Source organism: Exiguobacterium sp. GL_137 (genome assembly GCF_057834585.1).
Genome location: NZ_CM174406.1, coordinates 2,582,876 through 2,604,302 on the forward strand (window position 1 = coordinate 2,582,876; position 21,427 = coordinate 2,604,302).

A 21,427-nucleotide genomic window follows, 5' to 3' on the forward strand; every position below is an offset into this window, starting at 1 on the left:
TTACGAATTTTACAAAAGTTTTATCGCACCACCTGTCAAGAACGACTTATAGTAGAAGAAGAGGTCAACGATCGCATTTCGACCTTGTATTCATACACCCACTTTGAAGGAGGATTTTTACGCATGTATAAATCAAAACCGCTTTACGCGGCAGCCGTCGCTGTCGCCCTGACGACATCGGCAATCGTGCCGGTTGCACAGACTACTGTATCGGCAGCAACGCATGTCAAGGTCAAAACGGTCAAACTCAAGTCACTCGTCTTCACAAAAGGTGCCCCGGTCAAGTTACCTGCTACATACAAGGGCGAGAAAATCACGTGGAAAAATTATGATCGTCACATCTTCAACCGCTATCAGACGGTCAAAGGAACGTATGGCAAGAAGAAATCACCGATCGAAGTGAAAATCCTCATTCAAAACTATGCCGTCAAGTTCGTTGAAAGTGTCAAAGAACAGACGATCTATGTCGGTGAAAAACCGGAACTTCCGAAAACGTTGGCTGTCCTCTATGCGACAGGCCGTGTCTACGACAAGCCGGTTCGCTGGTCGAAAGTCGATACGAGCGAAGCCGGCGTGAAATATGCCGTCGCGAGTTACACACGTCTCGGAAAAACAATCACACTCAAAGCAAAAATCAACGTCCTCGATATCAATAAAGATGATTTCTCAATCGGTTTGATGCACACGAACGATACGCACGCAAACCTTGATAAAGCACCGAAACGCGCAACCGTCATTAAAGAACTCCGCACTGCCTATAAAGCAGACGGCACACCATCACTGTTACTTGACGCAGGCGATGTCTTCTCCGGTTCCCTTTACTTCAATAAGTTCAAAGGACAAGCCGATCTCAAACTGATGAACTATATGAAATACGACATGATGACGTTCGGTAACCATGAGTTCGATCTCGGGGATGCAGACAACCATCTCGCGTTACAAGAATTCGTCACGAAAGCGAAATTCCCGTTCATCACAGCGAACGTCGATTTCAGCAAAAACGAATTACTCGGCGGTCTGCAATCGAAAACGATCACAGCCGGTCCTGAAAAAGGTAAAATCTATCAAGGCATCATTAAAGAATACAAAGGACAAAAAATCGGTTTCTTCGGTCTGACGACAGAAGAAACGGCCGATATCTCGAGTCCGGGAACTGTCGCCTTCGCGAACTACATCGACAGCGCGAAAGCAGCCGTCAAAAAACTCGAAGACCGTGGCGTCAACAAAATCGTCGCCTTGACGCACATCGGTTTCGATGACAATCCGGCCGTCGACAACGATCAGTTGCTCGCTCGTAATGTGGACGGCATCGATGTCATCGTCGGTGGTCACTCGCATACGAAACTCGAAACACCGGTCGTCGTCGATGATACGGTCGTACCGGGTAAAGCAGAGCCGACTATCATCGCTCAAGCTTACCAGTACGGTGATTTCCTCGGAAATCTTAACCTGACGTTCGACTACAAAGGGAAATTGACAGAGTATAAAGGATCATTGATCGACGTCTCGAAAGCAGCAGAAGATGCTACTGCCGCGTCTATCCTTAAACCGTACGCTGATCAAATCACAGAACTTAAAAACGAAGAAGTCGGCGCGAACATCGTCAACGAACTTGTGAACCCGCGTGGCGAAGTCAGTGTCCGGAACAGCGAAACGGCACTCGGAAACCTGATCACAGACGGTATGCTTAAAAAAGCTAAAGAGTACAATTCAGAGACTGTCATCGCGATGCAAAACGGTGGTGGAATCCGTGCTGCCATCAATGCCGGTCCACTCACGGTCGGTGAAGTCTTAACGACACTTCCATTCGGTAACACACTCGCAACAGCGAAATTGACAGGTCAGGAAATCAAAGACTTGCTTGAAATCAGCGTTGGCGTCGCTCCAATCGAAAACGGCGGTTTCCTCCACGTCTCAGGCATGAAGTTCGAATACAGCAGCAAACTCGCAAAAGGCGACCGTGTCACGAAAGTAGAAGTCAAAAACGGCGATACGTTTGAAGCCCTTGACCTTGCGAAAACGTATGTCATCGCAACTAATGCCTTCACAGCAAAAGGTGGCGACGGACTCACACCGTTCGAAGTGGCTTATAAAGCCGGCCGTGTGACGGATCTTGGTCTCTCGGACTGGGAAAACCTCCGCGACTTTACGAAAACACTCGGTCAAGTCGATTACAAAATCGAAGGCCGGATCGTTGATACAAAAGCAGAAACAAAATAATTCCGCAAAAAAAGACCGGGCTTAACAGCCGGTCTTTTTGCGTCTTCAGGAGGCGGATCATATCCCATCCTGTTGTTATATTCATAACGTCTGGGTCTGATTTTGTTTCAGCAAGATGATGATGTCATCAAGCTCATACTCCTGTGCCATCATCAATGGGGTATAACCATCGGCATTTTTGATTGCCGGATCGGCGCCCCGCTCAAGCAATAGTTGGACGGTCTCTTTTCCTTCGCCTTCAACCGCGTGATGGAGTGGTGTGTATTTCTCGTCGTCCTGTTGATTGATCTTCTCACCCCGTTCTAAGTACAGCTCAACTAATTCCTTGTTGTTGCTGTAGACCGCTGTGATGAACGGCCGTTCGCCGAACTCATTGACGGCGTCGACATCACTGCCGGCAGCAAGCAAGGCTTTAAAGACTGTTTCCAGCCCCTCACTCGACTTGCGGTACCCGAGATAATGCAGGGCCGTATCGCCGTCGGCATCGACTGCCTGCATATCACTCTTCGGAATCAACGTTTCGATTTCTGCGAGCGTCCCCTTTTGAATCGCCGCCATCAGTTTCGATTCTCCAAGATCTTCTTTCGCCGTCTGTTGGGCAACGGAAGAGGCACCATTCGTCCACCAAGTGGGCAACTCAAGCTTGGTCACGGCGAAGACCAGACCGGCCAGGGCCAGACAGCTCAGACTGACGACGACGGCACTCGCAATACGGGTCGACTGTTTTCGCGGAGCGTCGAGTCCGGCAAACGTCAACCGCCGGGAAATGGACGACTGATTTCGGAACAATTCACTGAGCGCTGCGGCAAACGGCATCGGTTGGCGTTTTTGACCGATATAGGCATCAAGGTTCAACGTCTGCCAGGAGACAGGACCGACAACGGACCGGACAAGCGCCGGGACACGTTCCTCTTCTGCAAGACAAGCCAGTGCCAGCCGGTCAGCCGTCTCTTCGCATGCCCGGAGATAAGCACTTCTCAGGAACGGCACCCAACTCCCGAGCAACAGTAGCATCCGTTTCTCTTCGTGGTTCTGTTTTAAATGGACGAGCTCGCGCAACAGTTCGAAACGCGTCGCCTCATCGACCGGATAACCGGTCGGTAAGACAAGCAGATACTTTTGAAACAAGCCGATCGTCCGTGGACGTTTGATTGTCTTATGGTTTGTTACGATGATTTCCGGCACCTTCCAGAATCCCAGTCGTTCCGCATCCTGCCGAAGTTGTTCATAAACAAGCGGCTGCTGCTGTTCACTCAGCACCATCCCGTCCGTCCGGATGGTCATGACACGAATCCACTGACGAACCCAGAACATACCGAGTAAAAGAAGGGCCGTTCCAACGATTATGATCCCTATTGTTTCAAGTGTCAGAATCCCGATGATTAAGCCACAACCCGTTACGAGTGTACTCAGCAAGAGTAACCAAAAATAAAGTCGCTCTCGTACGGTCGCGGACTGTTGTCTCTGTCTGATTTGTTTCATTTCCTCATGCATTGGTTCACCTCTTTTTCTCACTCCTCTTATCATACCGATAATTCCATAAGAGTTCCAAGGCAATTCTTGTTAATCATCCAAATCATTATATTTAAATATATTTTAAGGATAAAAATATATTCCCCCTAAGTATGTCTAAAGACTCATGAAAGTTATAAATAAGTTGATTAAAAGCCACTTTCAAACACCATTTATCTAGTTATACCAACATCAATCGTAACATTTGAAACATTAGACGAGTGATTCTTTAGAACCATATAATTTTTAGTTACAGGTGCGACAATAGTCATTTATTTAAATTGCTATTCCCTCTTAAATACCATATACTAACTACTAGAATGAAGAATATGGGAGTGATTTTCTTGGGATTATTAGGACTTTTTAATAAGGAATATACGATTCAATATCAAGTTATCGAACAGGATGAAATCGTGGACACAGATCGCCTGATCATTAAAGCCGGTGACCACACGGCAGCGCGGAAAAAAGCAGATACGATGCTTCGTAAACAATTCGGTCGGACGCAATATAAAATCGAATGGGTCCAACGCTTCTAATCGTCCAAATACCCGGTCGCCTCAGCAAGATTGAGACGACCGGGTATTTTTGTCTTTAACTCGACTGCAAGTACTCAGTCTTAACGATTCGGTCGGCTTTGATAAACAGGCGAATGGCCGTATACAGAACAATTCCAAATACAGCCCCACTGCCATCAATGAGGACGTCTCCGACGAGCGGGGTCCGTCCGCCGGTCAATTGCTGATGGAACTCATCGAACACTCCGACGGTCATCGCTGTCGTCGCGGCAAAGAAAGCAGCCGGAACCGGACGATAGCCGCGCAGACGCAAGACATGGACGAGGCTTGTCCCGAGGATGAAGAACAGGCCGGCATGCATCCCTTTACGGATGAAAAATTCAAGGAATGCTGCGGGTCCCAGGGCTGCGACACTAATCGGCACCTCATAATGAAACGAGACGAACGAAAAGGCATAGACCCATCCGAGTGGGATATGATTCGTCAGAAACGGAATCAAGGATTGTTGCTGATAACTCATCGAACTGAATCCAAATAATAAAAGCAAAATAGCTCCTGCCATGATGTAGCCGATTGATGGGCGACGCATCCGAACATCCCTCCTTTTCAATACTTGCCATCGTACCATGGATTCCCGGGCGAGACATACGGCAAAAGTCGGAGTTCGCAACAAAAAAAGCCTTACTCCTTTTAAAAAGAAGTAAGACCCTATCGTTTATGAGACAGACGTTTTCGGTTCACGCAAGAGATGCTTGATTTCCCCGAACGTCACGAACGTTTTATTTTTAGCGTCATACAGCTTGTAACGCAGCGACTTCAGACTTGAGAACAAGCCGATTGTCGTTGCCTTTTGAAGCGGTGGTGTCGCCGTATGCGCTTTTTCTAAGTTGTAGTTCGGTACACGCGGACTTAAGTGGTGAACGTGGTGGAAACCGATGTTCCCTGTTACCCACTGCAAGACTTTCGGCAATTCATAGTATGAGCTGCCTTCGATAGCTGCCTTGACGTAATCCCATTCGCTCTCATCCTCGAAATACGAGTCTTCGAACGTATGCTGGACGTAGAATAACCAGATTCCGAGTACGCCTGCCGTGAACATCGTTGTTCCTTGAATGATCAGGAACGCCTGCCATCCGATGAAGTAAATCATGATGCCGTATAAGACGATTAGTGACGCATTGATGACATGCGTATTGATACGTTCTTTTTTCCGGGCATCTTTCCGGTTAAAGCGGCTGACGACTAAAATCAACAGGAGTGGTCCAAGACCAAACATGACGAACGGATTACGGTAAAGACGATATTTCAAACGCGTCCATTTTGAAGCTTCGACATATTCTTCGATTGTCATGACCCAAATGTCACCGACACCGCGTTTGTCCAAGTTCCCACTGGATGCGTGGTGAATCGAGTGCTCCCGTTTCCACTTCTCATACGGGAATAAAGTCAGAATGCCAGTAATCGTTCCGACGACTGCATTGGCCTTTTTGTTTTTGAAGAATGACCCGTGTGTACAGTCGTGGAAGATGATGAACATCCGGACGACGAAACCGGCTGCGACGATCGCAAGCGGAACAGCGAGCCAAACAGAAATCTGTAAGGCTTGATAGGCCAGGAACCAGGCGACGAGAAACGGCAGGATCGTATTGATCATTTGCCGGACGCTTGATTTGACGTCTGCCTTCTCAAAAGGCGAAACGTGTTTGCGAAGCTGGGCGATTTTTTCTTTACTCATGTGTTGCTTCCTCCTCGAATTCGTACAGCGTTCACGACGCTACTATGAAATGAACTTGATATGAAACCTGTAAACGGCGTTCGTGACGGTGAATTCGTAACATCCACATGAAGATCGACCCGACCGATATAGTTAAACGCTTGAATATTTTTATTACCAGGTAATTATAGCACATTAAAAATCAGATTGAATATTAAATTCTGATATCATTCGAAATATTTAAGGTCAGACGGACATAAAATATTTGTTTTCAGATAAATGAATACCAAGGAAAATACTTCCAAAAATAGTTTCTATTTCGTATACTAGAGGAATCTTATCAAATAAAAGGAGCGATTACTTATGAAAAAATCCTGGTTCATCCCCCTGCTGTCAGCGACATTACTTTTACCGACCACTTTGTCTGTTGATGCAGCGACGAAACCAACCGTCATCACAAAGTACGCAAAAGATAAAAAGGCATTGAAGTACCCATATGTCACGAAAGGTCCATCGACGAGTGTCCAAAAAACGATCAACGCTGACCTAGCTGATTTCTCCAAGTTCGCCTATCAAAACTATTTAGAGATCGAAGCCTTCGAGAAAGAAGAAAGAAAAACCTCTTACTGCAAAAAAAATCCGTCGATGTGCAACTATACATACAGCACGTCTTATAAAGTTACTGGAAATAACACGTCTTATTTGACATTCACCTTGTCGGATTATTCTTATACAGGCGGTGCCCACGGATTTGGTTATAAATATGGGGTCAACTACTCATTGAAAACAGGTAAAGAAGTGCCACTCACAAGCGTCTTAAAAACATCGACACAGTTTAAAAAAGTTGAGAAGTACATCTACAATAAATTAAAAAACAATGACGATTACTTCGTCGATACATTGGGTGACGTCGATGTCTCAAAAAAATCAGAATATCTGATGATGAAGGATGGCATCAAGGTCGTCTTCCAGTCTTACGAGATTGCGCCTTATTCGACAGGTCAGCCGGAAATCTTTGTTCCGAAAAGTGTTTACAACTAATCAAAACATCCACGCATCAATGGGCGTGGATGTTTTTTAGTCAGTTTAATTTTTTCAATGGTTTGACTGCCGGTCCTTCGAGCACGTTCCCCTCGTAATCAAACCGCGAGCCGTGACACGGACAATCCCACGATCGTTCCCCGTTGTTCCATTTGACGTCACACCCCATATGCGTACAGGTCGTCTTGACGAGATGTAACTCACCGGATTCGTCTCGGTATCCTCCGACCGTCTTCCCGGCATGACGGACAAGTCCCCCTTCATCAATACCGAGTTCGTCCGCCGATTGACTGGCACGGGTCACTTTCCCTTTCAGCAATTCGATTGCGACATCGGCATTGTTCTTCGCGAATTGTTTGGCATCCTGTTTATGCAACTTCGACCGGTTCGGATCAAACAATCCCTTGAAGCGGTTCGGCGTTCCCGTTAATAAATCGGACAAGAGAAGACCTGCCGCAATCCCGTTCGTCATCCCCCACTTGGCAAATCCAGTCGCGATCAAGATGTTCGGATCATCACTCGTCATCTGACCGATATACGGCACTTTATCGAGTGAAATCAAATCCTGCGCCGACCAAAATTGATCAATTTCAGCTACCCCAAACTCACTCTCGGCGAAATGACCCAACGCTTGATAGTTCGTTTTCGTATCCGTCTGATGTCCCGACAGGTGGTTCTCCCCACCGAACAGCCCAAGCCGTTTCCCGTGCGCCGTGTGCACGTGACGGAGCGACCGGCTCGGTTTGTCCGCGCTCATGAACATACCGTCCGGGAACTCTTCCGGAACAAGTCCCGAGACGATGTAAGAGCGGTGAACTTCGAGTTTCGAGAAGTAGAGTCCCTTGAAGTCGTTAAATGGAAAGTGTGTTGCGACGATGACTTTCTTCGCTTCAATCCGGTGACCGGATTCAAGCAATACCGTCGGTGTCCGTTTCGACTCGACAGACGTCGCCCGCGTCTGTTCATACAGCTTTCCGCCTTGTTCCGTGAAATAACGGGCCAGACCAAGTAAGTATTTCACCGGATGGAACTGAGCTTGATTGCGAATGACGAGGGCCTGTTCGACAGGATACGGTAACTTGCCTTTGACCTCTTCCGTCGCGTCTCCGCCGTTGATTCCAAGCCGGCTGTATGCCTCTGCTTCTTTGATCAGTTGCTTGTGTTTCGGTCCGCTTGACGCGACATACAGATAAGCATCCTGTTCCTCAAGCTCACACTCGATCGCCAGGCGTGTTGTCTGATCACGGAGGAACCGAATCGCCTCTTCATTCGCTTCGTGATAGAGCCGTGCTTTCTCTTCGCCAAACGTCTGGATCAGTTCGTCATAAATCAAGCCGTGCTGTGATGAAACTTTTGCTGTCGTATAGCCGGTCGTCCCGCTTGCAATCCGGTCAGCCTCGATCAACGTCACGTCATAGCCCCGTTCAATCAGTTGAACAGCCGTGACGAGTCCGGCGATGCCTGCCCCGATGACAACGACGTCACTTGTTAGATTTGTTTCCAGTTTCGGATAATTCGATGGTTCAATCGAAGTGCGCCAGTACGATGTTGGAAATCCATCCAGCTTCTTCATTATTCTCCGCCTCCGTAAATGTCAGTTTTTATTCCCTTAGCTAACAGTTACAATTACCCTTGTTCTTTTAAAAACATACATGAATAGTACATTTTAATTGGGTTCAGATAGTTATTCAATCAAGTGAAAACACACTCTTCACTTGGTCCATGAGACGCGTGATTTCCGATTTATTCCGATTAAGTACATCTTGTTGCTCGTCGTACGGTTCGAGTAGTTCCAAACGATTGTTGACGTCAAGAAGATATCCATTCAATCCTTCTTGAATCCAGACTTCGTACGTGTCGTCTTGAAACAAATGTGGGTATACACCGACTGCCAATCCGGCTTGTTTGTCAGCGATCATCAGTCTACCTGTATAAGACAGGTAGTCAGGTGTCTCCACCGTATAGGAGAAACCGTCTTGCATCATACTGTGTACGCCATCAAAATCCGGTACAGCCGAAACGAATGGTTTGTACTGAACCGCCGTAACCCCGTACCAGACAAGATTTAGCAACAGGAAACCACCAATTAGGATGAGTGTTATGCGCAGGCGTTTTTTCTTTAAATTCATCCCATTTCAACCAACCTTTTCTTTTTAATAGTATTATTGTTCGTGTTGAAGATTAACGTTACCGGTTTAATTACCGTATCACCTTCAGCCAATCCGCTTCTACTTCTCTATTGCACATCAAGGAAAGCAGTATCTGAAAAATCTCGTCTTTTCTTTTATCCTTGGTTTTTCAGACTGTAGAATAATTGTGTAGTAACGACTTGCAAAAAAGGATTTTCTTTTTCGAACACCCCTTAGGATAAGTAGAGTTATCCTCTCTTTTCAAATCGTCTTTTTTGAATTATGCCAACGGTTTTCTAAACTTTCCAATTGCCAACTGTCGTCATTTCTTCGACTGAACACGAAAAATCACTTGAAAACCCGCCTGTTTCCGTCACTCTCTTCAGGATAACTCTACTTATACTGAAACTACCGCGGAATACATAGATATGCATATCTCAGATTGGATTCTCTTATATGAATGAAGCGTTAAAACAATGGATGCCCCTCGTCAATTCTCTTCTCTCCCGTCTCTCGATTCATCCGAATGAACAGGATGAATGCCGCCAGGCTGCTTTGCTTCGTCTTTGGAAATCAATTGAAGAAGGCAAAGTCATGACCGTGACTTTCGCCAGGATCCGGGCCAAAGGCGCGATGCTCGATTACTTGGCCACCCGCAACCGGACACTTGCCGGTGAAGTCGCCGTTGAGACCCTACCGGAACTCCCCCGTCAGCAGCAAGTCTCGTTCACCTACTTACTCGATCAACTGAAGCAGGAACTATCCCTTAAGGAATTCGCGATTCTTCAAGCTCTGCTTCACGGAAATGAGGAATTGCTCGGTTACTCACCCGCGCGTCTCCGGTCGCTCAAGTCGGAACTCAAACAGAAAGTCCAGGACATACTCCTATGATGACGTTTTACTTGGACCGGTTACTGGCCATCATCGAACAGTCACCGAGCTACAGTCCGCTGACGAAAAAAGCCTATCGCGCCGACGTCCGGCATTTTTGTGCCCACGCTAAAACGATTGATATCCCTTCCCTCCATCGCTATATCTCGTTCTTAAAACAAACCTATGCCCCAACGACCGTCTCCCGACGGATTCATGCATTGGCCACATTATTTGATGCCTTAGTCGCTGAAAATCAATTCCTTCAAACCCGTTATCCCAGATTAAGAAACCGACCCGTCCACTTCCAAAACACCGGACTGCCTTTAGTTACACCGAAGCGAGACGTGTCATTGAGACCCTGCAAGACGATACGTTGTATACGTTCTACTTCCTACTGTTACATACAGGTCTTCGGTTCAACGAAGCACGACAGTTACGCCAAACCGATCTCGATCTCATCGAACGCCAACTGTTTGTCCGTCACGGCAAGGGACAGAAAACACGCTACGTTCCCCTGCATAACGAACTGGTTACTGTCCTGAAGCGCTATCTTGACATTCAACCAAATGATCCCTTATTTCAAAACACTGCCGGAGGCTTGCTGGACCCGAATCAGACCCGGAAACAACTCCGGCTTGCCAGTCAAAATGTCTTAAAACGGACACTCCGACCACACGATTTACGGGTCACGTTCGCGACGACAATTTATCGGGAACATCGCGCTGATTTACTGACTGTCATGCGCCTGCTCGGCCATAGTGACGCGAAGACGACGCAACAGTATATCTTACCGTCGTCAGAAGTCGCCCGGTCCTCAATCAACCGTCTCATGCCGATAACGCATTGATGATTTGCTGGAGCTTCGTTTCTTCCGTCAGGATATAGCCTTCCGTCGTTCGGGAACTGCCGTGACCCAGTAATTGTTGAATCTCAAGCAATTTACGGTTGCCTGTCTGATAGAGATACGTTGCAAACGAAACACGTAAGTCATGCGGATGTAACGATCGTCCACGCGTAGCAAGCGACTGCTTACGTAATGCATCACGAGCCGACTGCTCATTGATGGCTTTGCCTCGGACAGACTGAAAGACGAGCCCTGTCTTCCGTCCTTCTAAAAACGTTCGAAACTTACTCACAAGTCCTTCTCCAAGCGGAACCGTCCGCAATCGTCGTCCTTTCCCATGTCGTACAAGTAACGTCGACTTCGCAAACTGAATATCCTCGATCGACAACAAACGGGCCTCCATAAAGCGGAGGCCCGTTTGACTGATAAGTTCAAAGAAGAGACGATAGGTCGGATCCGTAATGTGACGAATCATTTGAATCGTTTCTTCGAGTGGATGATGCTCACGTTGTTGGATATGCTGGTGAACAATCGGACGGACTTGTTTCATCGGATTAACTTTGAGACGTTTCGCTCGGATGAGTTCATTTCCCAGTGCCATCAAGGCATGATATCGCCGCATCGCGGTCGTTGGTTTGTATCGTTTAATCAACTCATTAAAGTAACGTTGCAAGGATTTCATTGACCATTCAATTTGATGATTTTTCATTTGTCGTAAATCACTGCGATATGCTTTGATTGTCGATTTACTATAAAAAAGATGCGTTTTCAAATAGTGGTCTAGATATTCAAAATGTGTCATGAGAAGAACCTCCTTTTAGAAAGTATTTCCCCCTCAATTCCCCATTCACTTTTTATTCAATCCCATTCATATAATAACTCTACCCGTGAACTTTTTAAAATGTAGAAAAATCGGAGAGTTTGTACTATTTGATTGTTTCTTTCTTAATATTGTCACTCAGCCTAACTTCGTATATAAAGATAAAACTGGAAGAGACTACAGGTCAGCGGCACTTTAAAGCTTTACTTCATCTAAGGTTTTGAAAGGCAGTGATGACGATATGTGATTGATGAATGCTGGTATAGTATCCTTCATATTCCAGCAATCCGTTTGAGAGCTCTTTCATAGCGTGAAGCCGGATTGAAACATCCTGAAATCTATCCGTTAACTCTACAGTCAATCTATACTCCACTTCCTCTTTAACAGGAAAACGAATGTTAGAATAAAAAGTTAAGTTTTTCAAATTAGTTCTGCAAATCATGATGACAGAGGAGCCAATTTTCACCGGCACGTCGTCAATACGATCAATTGTCAATTTCGCCTGCAACGATAACGTAGCAATCTCTTTATTAGTAATCTCTTCTTTCGGTAGTAACAGTTGACGTGATAATACTTCAGCAAAATCCGCTTCTAGTAAAGGTTGACTGAATAAATAGCCTTGAATAGTAGGACAATCTAATCCGCGAAGAACTTGTAATTGCGCAGCAGTTTCTACGCCTTCCGCTACAATATTCAATCTAAACTCTTGACCAATAAAAATTGCGGACCTTACGATGGAACGGGCACGAATTTCTGAATCAATATCCTTGATAAACTTACGATCTATTTTAATCGTATCAATCGGATAGTCCTGTAGATAAGAAATAGAGGAATATCCTTTTCCAAAATCATCTAAAGAGATACTTATCCCTTTATCATGCAATTGACGCAGTGTTTCTGAGATTTTTACATTTTCATATAAAATATCTGTTTCTGAAATCTCAATTTCAAACAAGGAAGAAGGTAACTTATGTTTTCTTAAGTTTTTAAAGACAACCTCTGCAAAATCACCATGTAATAATCTTTTGGGAGAAACATTTATTGAGATAGGTACTAGTAAAAGATTTTGCTTTTTCCATTCCGATAGTTGTCTACATGTTTCTTCTACGACCCAATCCGCAATTTTCAGATGGACAGAACTTTCCTCTGCAAGTGGAATAAAATCATTCGGAGGAATACGACCCCACTTCGGATGATCCCAGCGAATTAATGCTTCTGCACCTTCCACTTTACCAGTCCATGCATTTACTTTTGGTTGGTATTCCAAAAACAATTCTTCTCGCAAAACCGCATAGCGTAAGTCTGAATAGATTTTATAACGCTTAAATGCCTCAATGTCTAAATAGGCATCATAAATATGGACTTTAGTAGTACTTTTTTTAGATCGATCCAAAGCAATATTAGCATGGCGGATTAAAGTTTCGGCTTTTTCGTCTTCACCAGGACTACTGTTACTTACTCCTAATGAAACTTTGGCATACCATTCGTACGACTCTAAACTAAATTTATGATTATTAAACGATAAAAGCGTTTCGATCCATTCCTCTTTATTGAACCCTATCAACTCGGGAAGTAAAATTACATAATCATCACCTATCAACTGTCCGATGAACGCCTCTTTAGGTGTGTTGTTTTTTAAGAGCTGTGCCGTCGCGTGAAGCCATACATCCCCATACGTGTATCCCAAAGTACGGTTTATTTCGCTGATTTGATTAAAACTAATTGCTATTACAGTCATGCTTTTATCTTCATTAAGCCATTGCTCTGCTGTATTCATAAGATAAAAACGATTCGGTAGCTTTGTAACATGATCATGAGTGGCTAAACGCCATACTTCTTCTTCATTTCGTTTTAACAATTCTGCATAATTCTTTTTAAAGGTTTGTTCTTCCGTAACATCACGCACGATGCCATATACTCCGCTAATTACGCCTTCTTGATAGTACGGAATATTTGTGATTTCCGTTGTAAGCGATTGGCCATTCTGCTGGCGAATTACAATTGAATAATGAACTGTCTTGCCTTTAAGAGTACTTTGAAAAGACTCTTTTACCTCTTCCCGATGAGTCGGTGGGACGACTTCTTCTAAAAAGCTTTTAAGTTCTTCCCTTTTGTATCCTAAGAGAACAAGTAACTTACTATTGCATGTTAATATTTCACCTTTTGTATTTAATATAAAAATGGCATCAGGGTGCCCCTCTAGGAAATTCATATCTTCATTCAGAGAGCCTGATAAAACAACGTGTGCACGTGGTTTTAAAATCTCACTTGATTTTTTAAAAACATTGAGCATATATTTGTACAGTCCTCTCATCAAATCGTTAATGATTTTGCCTAATCTTGTACTATATTATCGGACAACTTCATCAATTAGTTTAAATTGTAAATAGTATTTGTTTCTATCACACTAGTGAGTCTGACATGCATCATTTTAAAAAAAAGTAATAAAAATAGCTCTTACTTTAATCAAGTAAAGGTTGTATCACTAATATAGATTAAAAACTGCTTAACTATGCGCTTCTCATAGTCCAAAGGCTGAACTCCTTAATCAAACAAAAAGTTCCGCTTTTGTCGGTCTCTTCAAATTTCACTTCATCCAAGCCCGTTTTTGTTTTATCGTCTGTTCGAATATATGATCACTACTTCAACACTTACCTATCGCTCAGCTCACAGGAACATCCCAAATTATCCATCCTCTAAAAATCCCCTGAAGACTATCTGACCCACACTTAAAAACGATACATGTTTATGTCATCGTTTTCTCAATTAATACGTAATGTCAAACACCTCTTCCATAATATATCTAATTCTACTATGAGAATAATCTTTACTTTTTGTAGGACGTTCCATTCAGATATTTATAAAACAAGTTAATAAACTACTAGTATTAGAGAAATCCTCGGTAGAAAAGTCATGATTATTCGTTGAGTAAGATGCTCCAAAAGGACTCGTTCCTAATATTGGAATTTTTGTTACAATCAAGTGGAAGGAAGTTTTAATTTTCTCTTCAAAAAACTAATGCCATGTTTCATGAGGATGAATAACTTTCTATCTTAAAAGAGAAAGGAGGAATTCGGATGTCTGCAATGTTCGTGTCGTATCAGTTATCATTGGAAGAAAAGTTCTTTAACATGATCGAAAACAAATGGTTCTGGATGGTTTTTGCGTTAGTCCTTTTAGTTGGAATTTTTGCATATGCCTTTTATTGCACAAGCCGCGGCTACAGCTTTAACGGAAACGTAAAGCTGAATTGGCCAAAGATTTGGCAAATGGGTATTGGCTGTAAAGCCTCGTAACGTACTTAATAAGCGGGGGCTCTTCGGGCTCCCGTTTTTCTTAGGAGGCGAGAAAATGATTGAAATCAAACAGTTAACGAAGTCGTTCAAAAAAAATTGTATTATTGATCAATTATCAACAACGTTCTCAAAAACCGGTGTTTCTGTGATCGTCGGGACAAATGGTAGTGGGAAAACGACATTACTAAACATGATGACAAACTTACTCGAAGCAGATCGTGGTGAGATTTTGATTGATGCATTATCTCCAGGTAGCAAAGCATATAAGTCTAAGTTCTTCTATCTGCCTTCAGATTTTTATTTACCTGGATACATGACAGGTAAAGAATATGTCCAGTTCGTTTTAAGTCGATACGAGACAAGTGAGTATGAGAAAGCACCCATCTTAATCGAACTACTCGATTTAGCGGATGGACAACATAAAACCATCGAATCGTACTCCTTTGGAATGAAGAAGAAAATTCAAATTGTTGCAGCACTCGCTGCCAATACTGAGTATATAATCGCGGATGAAATTTTCGGCGGACTGGATTTCGATACATCCCTTCTTGTACAGGAGCTGTTCGCAGCGGTTGGCGAGACGAAGAAAATCATCATCGTATCGCATGAACGGAACACGATTGATCGTTTTCCGAATGACGTCAGACTCATGCGTCATGGTTCCCTTATACACTTTGAGGGGTCTCCCGAAGAATTGACACAAGTCATAAAACAAGAGGAGGTCTTGCGTGAGAAGTTCGCCATCGTCCAAAAACATTTTATGTCTTCTGAAGTTCTTCTATAACGATACATTTCATGGTTTGTTCAATCGTCCGTTCTTTCGTAGCCGATTGAACCGTTACGGATTATTACTACTGCTGACGGCAGCCTACCTCGGATACTTTTATTTAAATATGGTCCAACTTTCGACGTTGACGACCAATGCGAAAGAAGCTGATCAGGCGACACTCTTGTTAGCAGGAAAAATGACGTTGAGCAGTTACTTCAATGTCGTTTTCATTTTAGGAACGTTCATGTTCATTCTGTTGAACGCAACAGTCTCATTAAATCGGAACTCTTTATTCTTCGCCCAAACACTTCCTTTTTCTGAACGGGAAGTCAATGTCAGTCAACGCTTGTTTAAGTTGAGTGTCGCACTTGTCTTTTTTGAGTTGTTGATGATTATCGTGGCACCTGCACTAAAGCTGATTCCGATGCAATGGGGAGTTGCGTTGCTTGTGCTCTTGACGCTACATACTGTTTTTATCGCAAGCTTTTGGATTCTTGATTTTTTGTACGCAGCTCTGTTACAAAAAATGTCCGGACTTAAGCGCATCATCCTGGGATTCGTGCTCGATTTATGTCTAATCGGCCTGGTGACCTTTCATTTAATCAAGACACGATTTCAAATCGATGTCTGGGTCAGCACGCTGCCATACTCTATTCTTACGCTAACACTATTCGTACTAGCAGGAAGTCTCTTGATCGGCGGAGCTGCGTATCTCCTGCAAACCCTATTCTTCTCCCGCAACCATCTTTATGTGCGTCAGAGTTACTTTAAGTTGGGCTTGCCCGCTTTTAATATTGGACTGGCAACAACGATGCCGGCCATTATTCGAAGTAAGAACTTCCTTTATTTCTGGGCATTATTAGCTGTCATGTCAGCCGGGGCGCTCTATCAAGTGGGTCTGGGGGGGACGATGCAACTGTGGTTATTCCTTTTGCCGATTTTAGGAATCGTGACGATCACATACGCAGATGCGACGTTGGCGGTACGCAAACTGTATGGATTATACCGCATCCATCCGCTGATGGAGCTTGGCTCCCTACTCGGAGTGTCGATCATTCTAATGGCCCCTGCCTTATATGTCGGGATTGTCGAGACAAATAGTTTGAACCCTTATCTGTACGGGATCAATATCTTTTTTGCGGCAACAATTGCAGGATTCTTGTTTCCGAAATCACAAAGCAATATCAATGAGACGATTGCTTCCGTCTTGACGATTATCTTAATTATTCTCCTATCAGTACTTGTCAGCATAGACGGTGCGCTATACCCTGCATTATTGTTCTTGCTCGGTGTATTGTATCTCATACTAAAGAAAGAATACGAGGTGGCAAAATGAAAATCACAAAATTGATTGGTGTAGGAACTGTAATCTGGGCGGTCATATTCCTGATTGATTACATTTATGAGCTTTTCCAAATCAATGAAACCAGTGTTGTGACAACGATGACTGGTCTGAAAATTTCTACTGTGATGACGAAAGAAGAACTGAATACACATTTCTCACTGACATTACAGGCGCTCCTCATGTATCTCGCCTTTATCGTACTGTTCACTTTATTTGGATTATTCATGCAGACGCGACGGACTTCTGCTCGACATGACAGCTGAGACACTGCTGCTCCTGATCAGTTATGTACTGTTAATTGGTTTAGTCGTGACTATTCATGAAAGTATCCATTGGTGTTTTGCGCTTCTCTTCCGACGTCAGCCATGCGTGACATTCGACCGTTTTCTGACTCCGACGGTCCGTTATCATAATACTCATGTCGACTGGCAAAATCTGATCATTTCAGGTTCAGCACCATTACTTCTTTTCTCTTTTGGTATATGGGTCGAAGGGGACGGCGGAGCGTGGGTAGTGGTGAAAATACTTTGTTTAGTAAATGTATTTAACTTTTTCCCGGTCACGACAGACGGACAGATGATATTTTTATCACTCGTTAAAATGATTCAAAAACAGCGACGATGTAAAACAAAGAAGCTGACTCAAAAGTCGGCTTCTCTTCAAGATCTAAAAAAATAAAAGTCTGTCTTTTTGAACTGTTCAAAAAGATATCGCTCAATTCAATGTACTAAAAAAGCTGGACTGAATTATTTGTTAAGAGATTTTCAAGACCTGAATCCAATATTTTGTTGGACTCAGGTTTTTTTAAATCGTTTTTTCAGGCACTAATCGCTATCCTGACACAATATCTCGATGTCCAAACCAACGACAGTTACTTGTTTCAAAACGACACCATGCGTTTACTGGAGCCGAATCAAACGTAGACACAACTTCGATTCGCTAGTCAACAGATCCTTAATTGCATCCTCCGCTCACATGAATTACGAGTGACGTTCGCGACAACGATTTATTAGGAGCATCACGCTGATTTACTGATCATATTGCACCTGCTTGGGCATAGTAACGCAAGACGGCGTAACAGTACACCTTTCCGTCGTCAGAAGTCGCCCATTCCTCAATCAACCGGCTCATACCGACAACGTATCGATGATGTGCTAGAGCTTCGTTTCTTACCTGAGGGCATATTCTTCCGTCATCCGCGAGCTACTGTGAACAAGCAGCCGTTGAATCTCCAGAAGTTTACAATTACCAGTTTAATAGAGATATATCGCAAATGACATACCGCAAGTCATGCGGATGCAACAGTCGCCCACGGATGATAAATGACTGTTGATTTAACGCATCGTGAGCGTACTGTTCGTTGATCGCTTGACCACGATCAGGACGAAGGACAAGTCCTGTCGTCCATCCTGATAAAAGCGTTTGAAATTTATTCGAACGTCTCTAACCGTCCGCAGGTTTTGTCGTTTTCCGTGTCGCAAAAGTAACGTAAACGTCGCAAACTGAACATCTTTGATCGACAACAAACGGGCTTATATGAAGCGGAGGCCCGTTTGACTGATTTGGTGAATTGCCTCTTCAAGCGGATGATGTTCGCGTTGATGAACGTGTTGGTAAGCCATCGGAGCAACTTGTTTCATCAAATTTACCTTAAGAGGTTTCGCTCGCAAAAGTTCATTATCAGCGTCATCAACATATGATATCGCCGTTTTTGGTTTAAAATAATGAACCAGTTGATTAAAATAATATTGTTAAAAGAACTTGATTATCACTCGAAAAAAGATTTTTTTACCTACAGGAGATTACTTCTACTTGCTATAAGTGATTTGCATAACAAGATATTATTTCAAATAATCGAAGTGATTTATCAAAAGACTTCCTTCAATTGTTGTAATAATGGTGTTCCCTATGATTTTTCTATTTAATCATTTCATTATATTTCACCAAATAATCCACATTATCTTAATCTTTTTTTACCTATTTTTTTAAAAATCGTCCTTATTTCATGATACAATTATGTTAAAAAATGTAACAAATGAGGAGGATTAAATACTTATGGCAACTTTAGTTACAGGTGGTGCTGGGTATATAGGAAGCCAAACTTGTCTTGAACTACTTAAGTCAGGGTATAACGTAGTCGTCATCGATAATTTATCTAATAGTCAAAAAGTATCTTTAGAAAGGGTTAAGGAACTAACCGGTAAAAATATCACATTTTATCAAGCAGATGTAATGGATAAAAATGTATTAGATCAAATTTTTACAAAACACTCTATAGATTCGGTAATCCACTTTGCAGGACTAAAAGCTGTAGGTGAGTCAGTAACACAGCCATTAATGTATTATCAAAACAATCTAATCAGTTCACTTACTTTGTTTGAAACAATGCAACGATATAATGTAAAAAAACTCGTTTTCAGTTCTTCTGCAACTGTCTATGGTGTTCCTAAAACAATACCTATTCTAGAGGCAGCCCCACGTTCAACTACCAATCCTTACGGTGCAACCAAGTTAATGATTGAACAAATCCTCGAAGATCTAGCAGTCTCTGATCCTAAATGGGATATCTCTCTTTTACGTTATTTTAATCCTATTGGTGCTGATGGTAGTGGTAGGATTGGTGAAGACCCAAATGATATTCCCAATAATCTAATGCCATACATTACAAAAGTTGCTGCTGGTCAGTTAGAAGAACTAAGTATTTATGGCAAAGATTACGATACGCCAGATGGTACAGGTATTCGTGACTACATACATGTAGTAGATTTAGCAAAAGGACACCTCAAGGCACTTGAATATTCGCACTCAGGAGTTGAAGCATTTAATCTAGGGACTGGTGTTGGATCAAGTGTTCTTGATTTATTAAAAACTTTCGAATCAGCTACTGGAATTCATATTAAGCACAAATTTGTAGGTCGCCGGATAGGTGATGTAGCAAAATGTTATGCTGATTCAACAAAAGCTAAAGAAGTTCTCGGATGGAAAGCAGAAAAGTCATTATATGATATGTGTAGAGATGCTTGGCAATGGCAATCACAAAATCCAAACGGATACAAAGTTCCTGAATACGACTATCGTTGATCGACAATCGAAATAGGATATTTAAAAGGTCCACTTGATTAATTAAAATTTAATCAAGTGGACCTTTTAAATTTTGGTTTTTGTCTAATCTCGACTATATAAGTCACGAGTATATACTTTATTCTCAACATCACTTAACTCAGGGTGCATCCGATTCGAAAGAATAATATCTGACTCTTGTTTAAATGCTTCGAGATCACGAATGACACGAGAGTTGTAGAATGTATCTTCCGTCAATACAGGTTCGAAGACTGTCACTTCGATTCCTTTTGCCTTGATGCGTTTCATGATGCCTTGAATCGATGAGGCACGGAAGTTGTCTGAATCTGTCTTCATCGTCAAACGATAAACCCCAACAACTTTCGGATTTTGCTTGATGATTGTATCCGCGATGTAATCTTTCCGGGTTCGGTTCGCTTCAACGATTGCTCCGATAATATTGTTTGGCACTTCATCGTAGTTCGCAAGAAGTTGCTTTGTATCTTTCGGTAAGCAGTACCCACCATATCCGAAAGAAGGATTGTTATAATGATTGCCAATCCGGCTATCGAGCCCGACACCTTCAATGATTTGTTTTGTATCAAGATTACGGACTTCTGCATACGTATCGAGTTCGTTAAAGAACGCGACACGCATCGCTAAATACGTATTGGAAAACAATTTGATGGCTTCAGCTTCTGTTGAATCTGTCAAAAGAATCGGCACATCCTTTTTAATGGCTCCTTCAAGTAAAAGATTAGCAAACTGTTGTGCTCGTTCTGACTGTTCACCGACTACGATCCGAGATGGATAGAGATTGTCATTCAAGGCTTGCCCTTCACGCAAGAACTCCGGTGAGAAGATAATGTTTGGTGTATCGAACTTTTCTTTTAGTTCTTGTGTATAGCCAACCGGTACCGTCGATTTAATGACCATCGTCGCATCCGGATTAATGGCAAGAACTGTTGCGATGACACTTTCAACGGTCCGAGTGTTAAAGTAGTTCCGTGTTGGATCGTAATCCGTCGGAGTCGCAATGATGACGAATTCTGCCTCTTTGTACGCTTCAAAATTATCGGTTGTTGCATGAAGATTCAATGCTTTATTTTGTAGGAAGTTTTCGATTTCAGCGTCAACGATTGGTGATTTCCCATTGTTAACAAGCTCAACACGTTCTTTAATGATGTCAATTGATGTGACTTCATTATTCTGGGCGAGTAGGACCGCCATCGAAAGACCGACATAACCTGTTCCTGCTACAGTAATTTTCATATCATTCTCCTTAA

Annotated in this window: 18 protein-coding genes and 1 pseudogene; 11 read left to right on the forward strand and 8 right to left on the reverse strand. The window is 43.1% G+C overall.

Translation table 11 applies throughout. The features are described 5' to 3' along the window. Window positions 1–123: 123 nt before the first annotated feature. Complete coding sequence (locus AC3IRK_RS13455; RefSeq protein ID WP_489170076.1) at window positions 124–2,220, forward strand: 5'-nucleotidase C-terminal domain-containing protein; 2,097 nt, start codon at window positions 124–126, stop codon at window positions 2,218–2,220. 81 nt (window positions 2,221–2,301) lie between these two features. Here AC3IRK_RS13455 and AC3IRK_RS13460 read toward each other — a convergent pair whose 3' ends face one another. Further along, entirely contained in the window at window positions 2,302–3,714 is a 1,413-nt protein-coding gene (locus AC3IRK_RS13460) for an ankyrin repeat domain-containing protein (protein WP_489170077.1), read from the reverse strand. Between the two features lie 362 nt (window positions 3,715–4,076). On the opposite strand from AC3IRK_RS13460, the gene AC3IRK_RS13465 reads away from it, so the two are divergent. After that, window positions 4,077–4,271, forward strand: coding sequence for a hypothetical protein (locus tag AC3IRK_RS13465; RefSeq protein ID WP_131502347.1), 195 nt, complete (start codon window positions 4,077–4,079; stop codon window positions 4,269–4,271). Window positions 4,272–4,326: 55 nt separating this feature from the next. Here the strand turns inward: AC3IRK_RS13465 and AC3IRK_RS13470 are convergent, their stop codons facing one another. Then, on the reverse strand, window positions 4,327–4,839 hold the full coding sequence (locus tag AC3IRK_RS13470) for a VanZ family protein (protein WP_131972185.1): 513 nt from the start codon (window positions 4,837–4,839) through the stop codon (window positions 4,327–4,329). A gap of 126 nt (window positions 4,840–4,965) precedes the next feature. After that, window positions 4,966–5,985: a Delta(5) desaturase DesA gene (desA, locus tag AC3IRK_RS13475; protein WP_188004747.1), complete on the reverse strand. Its 1,020-nt coding sequence runs from the start codon at window positions 5,983–5,985 to the stop codon at window positions 4,966–4,968. Window positions 5,986–6,327: 342 nt separating this feature from the next. On the opposite strand from desA, the gene AC3IRK_RS13480 reads away from it, so the two are divergent. Then, window positions 6,328–7,005: a DUF3298 and DUF4163 domain-containing protein gene (locus AC3IRK_RS13480; protein WP_489170078.1), complete on the forward strand. Its 678-nt coding sequence runs from the start codon at window positions 6,328–6,330 to the stop codon at window positions 7,003–7,005. 40 nt (window positions 7,006–7,045) lie between these two features. Here AC3IRK_RS13480 and AC3IRK_RS13485 read toward each other — a convergent pair whose 3' ends face one another. Together AC3IRK_RS13485 and AC3IRK_RS13490 are read right to left on the reverse strand one after the other, a co-directional pair. Then, window positions 7,046–8,578 (reverse strand): FAD-dependent oxidoreductase, encoded by a 1,533-nt coding sequence (locus AC3IRK_RS13485; protein WP_489170079.1) that lies wholly within the window; start codon window positions 8,576–8,578, stop codon window positions 7,046–7,048. Window positions 8,579–8,693: 115 nt separating this feature from the next. Then, window positions 8,694–9,134, reverse strand: coding sequence for a hypothetical protein (locus tag AC3IRK_RS13490; protein WP_489170080.1), 441 nt, complete (start codon window positions 9,132–9,134; stop codon window positions 8,694–8,696). Between the two features lie 456 nt (window positions 9,135–9,590). Here AC3IRK_RS13490 and AC3IRK_RS13495 point away from each other — a divergent pair, with 456 nt between their 5' ends. From AC3IRK_RS13495 to AC3IRK_RS13505, 3 genes and pseudogenes are all read left to right on the forward strand, one after another. Continuing rightward, window positions 9,591–10,025 carry a sigma factor gene (locus AC3IRK_RS13495; RefSeq protein ID WP_489170081.1) on the forward strand — a complete coding sequence of 145 codons (435 nt, stop codon included), beginning with the start codon at window positions 9,591–9,593 and terminating at the stop codon, window positions 10,023–10,025. Continuing rightward, a pseudogene (locus tag AC3IRK_RS13500) lies at window positions 10,025–10,201 on the forward strand (tyrosine-type recombinase/integrase); the annotation flags it as partial. The gene AC3IRK_RS13495 and the pseudogene AC3IRK_RS13500, both read left to right, overlap by 1 nt. 179 nt (window positions 10,202–10,380) lie before the next feature. Next, complete coding sequence (locus tag AC3IRK_RS13505; RefSeq protein ID WP_489170082.1) at window positions 10,381–10,854, forward strand: tyrosine-type recombinase/integrase; 474 nt, start codon at window positions 10,381–10,383, stop codon at window positions 10,852–10,854. On the opposite strand, the gene AC3IRK_RS13510 is transcribed toward AC3IRK_RS13505, so the two are convergent. Next, a complete protein-coding gene (locus AC3IRK_RS13510) occupies window positions 10,835–11,653 on the reverse strand; it encodes a tyrosine-type recombinase/integrase (protein ID WP_489170083.1) in 819 nt (272 codons plus the stop codon). The two genes, AC3IRK_RS13505 and AC3IRK_RS13510, sit on opposite strands and share 20 nt — an antisense overlap. A gap of 226 nt (window positions 11,654–11,879) precedes the next feature. Continuing rightward, window positions 11,880–13,964 carry a sensor domain-containing protein gene (locus AC3IRK_RS13515; protein WP_489170084.1) on the reverse strand — a complete coding sequence of 695 codons (2,085 nt, stop codon included), beginning with the start codon at window positions 13,962–13,964 and terminating at the stop codon, window positions 11,880–11,882. Window positions 13,965–14,748: 784 nt separating this feature from the next. On the opposite strand from AC3IRK_RS13515, the gene AC3IRK_RS13520 reads away from it, so the two are divergent. The 5 genes from AC3IRK_RS13520 (at window position 14,749) to galE (ending at window position 20,162) form a co-directional block, all read left to right on the forward strand. Continuing rightward, window positions 14,749–14,967 (forward strand): hypothetical protein, encoded by a 219-nt coding sequence (locus AC3IRK_RS13520; RefSeq protein ID WP_026830228.1) that lies wholly within the window; start codon window positions 14,749–14,751, stop codon window positions 14,965–14,967. Between the two features lie 55 nt (window positions 14,968–15,022). Beyond that, entirely contained in the window at window positions 15,023–15,751 is a 729-nt protein-coding gene (locus AC3IRK_RS13525) for an ATP-binding cassette domain-containing protein (RefSeq protein WP_114594946.1), read from the forward strand. Next, window positions 15,696–17,072, forward strand: a complete 1,377-nt coding sequence (locus AC3IRK_RS13530) for a hypothetical protein (RefSeq protein ID WP_489170085.1) — start codon at window positions 15,696–15,698, stop codon at window positions 17,070–17,072. Before AC3IRK_RS13525 ends, AC3IRK_RS13530 begins: the two co-directional genes overlap by 56 nt. Then, a complete protein-coding gene (locus tag AC3IRK_RS13535) occupies window positions 17,069–17,344 on the forward strand; it encodes a hypothetical protein (protein ID WP_119923519.1) in 276 nt (91 codons plus the stop codon). Before AC3IRK_RS13530 ends, AC3IRK_RS13535 begins: the two co-directional genes overlap by 4 nt. A 1,792-nt stretch (window positions 17,345–19,136) precedes the next feature. Next, window positions 19,137–20,162 carry a UDP-glucose 4-epimerase GalE gene (galE, locus tag AC3IRK_RS13540; RefSeq protein WP_489170086.1) on the forward strand — a complete coding sequence of 342 codons (1,026 nt, stop codon included), beginning with the start codon at window positions 19,137–19,139 and terminating at the stop codon, window positions 20,160–20,162. 84 nt (window positions 20,163–20,246) lie between these two features. Here galE and AC3IRK_RS13545 read toward each other — a convergent pair whose 3' ends face one another. Next, entirely contained in the window at window positions 20,247–21,413 is a 1,167-nt protein-coding gene (locus tag AC3IRK_RS13545; protein WP_489170087.1) for a nucleotide sugar dehydrogenase, read from the reverse strand. Between the last annotated feature and the right edge of the window lie 14 nt (window positions 21,414–21,427).

What these genes read in the sequence shown, in the direction of transcription:
- AC3IRK_RS13455 (WP_489170076.1), top strand. Translation starts at nt 124, where the DNA reads ATGTATAAATCAAAACCGCTTTACGCGGCAGCCGTCGCTGTCGCCCTG.
- AC3IRK_RS13470 (WP_131972185.1), bottom strand. Translation starts at nt 4,839, where the DNA reads ATGCGTCGCCCATCAATCGGCTACATCATGGCAGGAGCTATTTTGCTT.
- AC3IRK_RS13490 (WP_489170080.1), bottom strand. Translation starts at nt 9,134, where the DNA reads ATGAATTTAAAGAAAAAACGCCTGCGCATAACACTCATCCTAATTGGT.
- AC3IRK_RS13525 (WP_114594946.1), top strand. Translation starts at nt 15,023, where the DNA reads ATGATTGAAATCAAACAGTTAACGAAGTCGTTCAAAAAAAATTGTATT.
- AC3IRK_RS13520 (WP_026830228.1), top strand. Translation starts at nt 14,749, where the DNA reads ATGTCTGCAATGTTCGTGTCGTATCAGTTATCATTGGAAGAAAAGTTC.
- AC3IRK_RS13480 (WP_489170078.1), top strand. Translation starts at nt 6,328, where the DNA reads ATGAAAAAATCCTGGTTCATCCCCCTGCTGTCAGCGACATTACTTTTA.
- AC3IRK_RS13515 (WP_489170084.1), bottom strand. Translation starts at nt 13,964, where the DNA reads ATGCTCAATGTTTTTAAAAAATCAAGTGAGATTTTAAAACCACGTGCA.
- desA (WP_188004747.1), bottom strand. Translation starts at nt 5,985, where the DNA reads ATGAGTAAAGAAAAAATCGCCCAGCTTCGCAAACACGTTTCGCCTTTT.
- AC3IRK_RS13460 (WP_489170077.1), bottom strand. Translation starts at nt 3,714, where the DNA reads ATGCATGAGGAAATGAAACAAATCAGACAGAGACAACAGTCCGCGACC.
- AC3IRK_RS13495 (WP_489170081.1), top strand. Translation starts at nt 9,591, where the DNA reads ATGAATGAAGCGTTAAAACAATGGATGCCCCTCGTCAATTCTCTTCTC.
- galE (WP_489170086.1), top strand. Translation starts at nt 19,137, where the DNA reads ATGGCAACTTTAGTTACAGGTGGTGCTGGGTATATAGGAAGCCAAACT.
- AC3IRK_RS13485 (WP_489170079.1), bottom strand. Translation starts at nt 8,578, where the DNA reads ATGAAGAAGCTGGATGGATTTCCAACATCGTACTGGCGCACTTCGATT.
- AC3IRK_RS13535 (WP_119923519.1), top strand. Translation starts at nt 17,069, where the DNA reads ATGAAAATCACAAAATTGATTGGTGTAGGAACTGTAATCTGGGCGGTC.
- AC3IRK_RS13545 (WP_489170087.1), bottom strand. Translation starts at nt 21,413, where the DNA reads ATGAAAATTACTGTAGCAGGAACAGGTTATGTCGGTCTTTCGATGGCG.
- AC3IRK_RS13510 (WP_489170083.1), bottom strand. Translation starts at nt 11,653, where the DNA reads ATGACACATTTTGAATATCTAGACCACTATTTGAAAACGCATCTTTTT.